Here is a 2644-nt window from a genome sequence, read left to right on the forward strand (position 1 = left end):
CCGGGACGACGGGCATGGCCTCGGCACGTCTGCCCTCCTGGGCACGGGCGTGGGCGCGGGCTCCGTAAGTGGTCGCTGTCGCCATCGCGGGGACCTCCGGCTGCGGGGACGTCTCGGTCGTACGACATTTCTGTCGCTCGACAGAAATTAGGAGGCGGCCGGGTCGCCGGGGTTGCCCGGGTGTTGCCGGTCGGTTACCGAGCCCTCACCGAGATCGCCGGGAGTTCGTCGTGCGGGGCCGTGTGCGAGGATCGAACGCATGGGGACAACGGGTGCACAGGGGGGCCGCCGGGTCGGCAGGCCGCGGGCCGATCAGCGGCCGGACAGCGGACTGTCCCCGCGCGCCGAACTGCTCGCCGCCGCGGCCGAGTTGTTCACCACCCGCGGCTACGCGGCCACCACCACCCGGGCCGTCGCCGAACTCGCGGGCATGCGGCAGGCGTCCATGTACCACTACGTCTCCGGCAAGGAGGAACTCCTCGCGGACCTCCTGGAGTCCACGGTCACACCCTCGCTGACCTGTGCCCGGGAACTCCTCGCGGACGACGTCACCCCGGCCGAGGACCGGCTGTGGGAGCTGTGCCGTACCGACGTCGAGCTGCTGTGCGGCGGCTCGCACAACCTCGGCGGGCTCTATCTGCTGCCCGAGGTGCGCGCCGAACGCTTCGCTGGCTTCCATGCCGTGCGCGCCGAACTCAAGGACGCCTACCGGCAGTTGCTCGCCGCGACCGCCGCCGGCGGTGCGCTCGCCAAGAGCGAGCTGGAACTGCGCACGGATCTGCTCTTCGGGCTCATCGAGGGCGTCATCCTGGTGCACCGCTCCGACCCCGAGCGGCCGGTGTCCGCCTTCGCGGAGGCGACGGCCGACGCCGCGCTGCGCATCGCCGGAATCTGATCCGGAACAGGGGCTTCACTCGTTACGGTGAGTGATTTTCGCCTGCTCGCACACGGTTACGCTTTGTGTTCGAGTAGATCCTCAGCGTGTAAATGGGCTGAGCGTACTCCCCTCCCGTGTCCCTTTTCAGGGGCTTGCTGAATATGACACGGCGATGATCCGGTCGGACTAAGCTCGCCCGCAGCGCACCGAGTTGGGCTGTATTCGTGCGTTTGTTCCTAAACATAACGAAGATCCCCCGGGTCTCTCCCCCTACCCCAGCCGACTTCTTCCAGAGGGCTTACATGGTGAGTGTTCAATCGCCCCCCGGCCGCCGTGAACTTCCGTACGCCCGTGTGCTGTTGCTGCCCGCCATAGTGATGGCCGCGGCGACCGGGGCCGCCGTCGCCGTGGTGACGGAGCCGGCCCGGGCCGCTGTCGGCTGGTGCGGTGGCATCGCCACGCTCCTGGTGATCGTGACGGCGGCCGAAGCGGTCCGCCGCGGCCGAACCGTGCGTGACCTGCGCGCGGACCATGCTCGTGACCGTGCGTACATGGAAAGGCGTATCGCAGGCCACGACCAGGACATCGAGCGGCTCGCGACGGAGATCGTGCCCGCCGCGCTGTACGAGATGCGCGCCGGAGAATCGCCCGGAGAGGTGATTCGCCAAGTCGTCGACGCCCACCCCCAGTGGCGCGAACTCCCCGAACCGCAGCGTGGATTGCTGCGCACGGTGCTCGACATCGTGGACCGTGAGACGGCCATGCGCGACTCCGCGCAGCGCAACTTCGTCAGCATCGCCCGGCGCGTCCAGGCGATCGTCCACCAACAGGCCAACGAACTCCGCGAGATGGAGGAGGACCACGGCCGCAACCCCGAGGTCTTCGACGACCTGCTGCGCATCGACCACGGCACCGCGCTGATCGGCCGCCTCGCCGACTCCATCTCGGTGCTGGGCGGCGGCCGTCCCGGCCGTCAGTGGCCCCAACCCGTCACGCTCTACAGCACATTGCGCGGCGCCATGTCCCGGATCCTGGAGTACCGGCGCATCTCGCTGGACTCCATCGCCAAGGTCAACATCAGCGGCACCTCCGTCGAACCGCTCATCCACGCGGCGGCCGAACTCCTCGACAACGCCACCCGCTACTCGCCGCCGCAGACCAAGGTGCACGTCACCGCCGTCGAGGTGCAGACCGGTGTCGCCATCGAGATCGAGGACGCCGGCGTCAGCCTCAGCGAGGAGGCCCGCGCCCGGGTCGAGGGCATGCTGGAGCAGGCCAAGGCCGGTATCGACCTCCAGGACCTCGGCGAGAGCCCGCGCCTGGGCCTGACCGTCGTCGGCCGGCTCTGCCAGACGTACAACATGCAGGTCTCGCTCAGAGCCTCCGCGTACGGCGGCGTCCGTGCCGTCCTGGTCGTGCCGCGGGACATGCTCACCAGCGAGCCCGCACCCGGCCTCGCCCACGGCATCGGCGCCACCGCCGCGCCCAAGATCGAACTCGGCGCGCTCGAAGGCCCCAAGCGCGCGCCCAAGAAGCGCCGGCCGACCAGCCCCCGAATCCCCGCGACGGTCTCCATGGTGGACGAGGTCCCCGAGGTCACGGAGTGGACGGTGGGCGGTCTGCCGCAGCGCCGCAGCCGGGTCAAGATGCCGCTCAGCCAGCGGCTCGCCGAGCAGGCGGCGGCCGAACGGGCCGAACAGGCCGAGCGGGAGGCCCGGTCCGCCGGGGCCGAGCCGGCGCCCGAGCCCGAGAAGGAAGAGCCCGAAC

2 protein-coding genes and 1 pseudogene are annotated in these 2644 nt (G+C 70.1%); 2 read left to right on the forward strand and 1 reads right to left on the reverse strand.

The window, feature by feature from the left end; all coding sequences use genetic code 11:
• Positions 1 to 85 (reverse strand): annotated as a pseudogene (locus R6V09_RS50430) (urea carboxylase); the annotation flags it as partial.
• A 174-nt stretch (positions 86 to 259) separates the two neighbouring features.
• On the opposite strand from R6V09_RS50430, the gene R6V09_RS50435 reads away from it, so the two are divergent.
• The gene (locus tag R6V09_RS50435) at positions 260 to 895 is read left to right on the forward strand and encodes a TetR/AcrR family transcriptional regulator (protein ID WP_317888137.1); all 636 of its coding nucleotides are present in this window, start codon (positions 260 to 262) and stop codon (positions 893 to 895) included.
• Between the two features lie 284 nt (positions 896 to 1179).
• Positions 1180 to 2644 (forward strand): sensor histidine kinase (locus R6V09_RS50440; RefSeq protein WP_317888138.1); only part of this gene is annotated, 1465 nt, incomplete at its 3' end.

The organism is Streptomyces sp. W16 (assembly GCF_033194735.1).
GTDB lineage: Bacteria > Actinomycetota > Actinomycetes > Streptomycetales > Streptomycetaceae > Streptomyces.

What these genes read in the sequence shown, in the direction of transcription:
- R6V09_RS50435 (WP_317888137.1), top strand. Translation starts at nt 260, where the DNA reads ATGGGGACAACGGGTGCACAGGGGGGCCGCCGGGTCGGCAGGCCGCGG.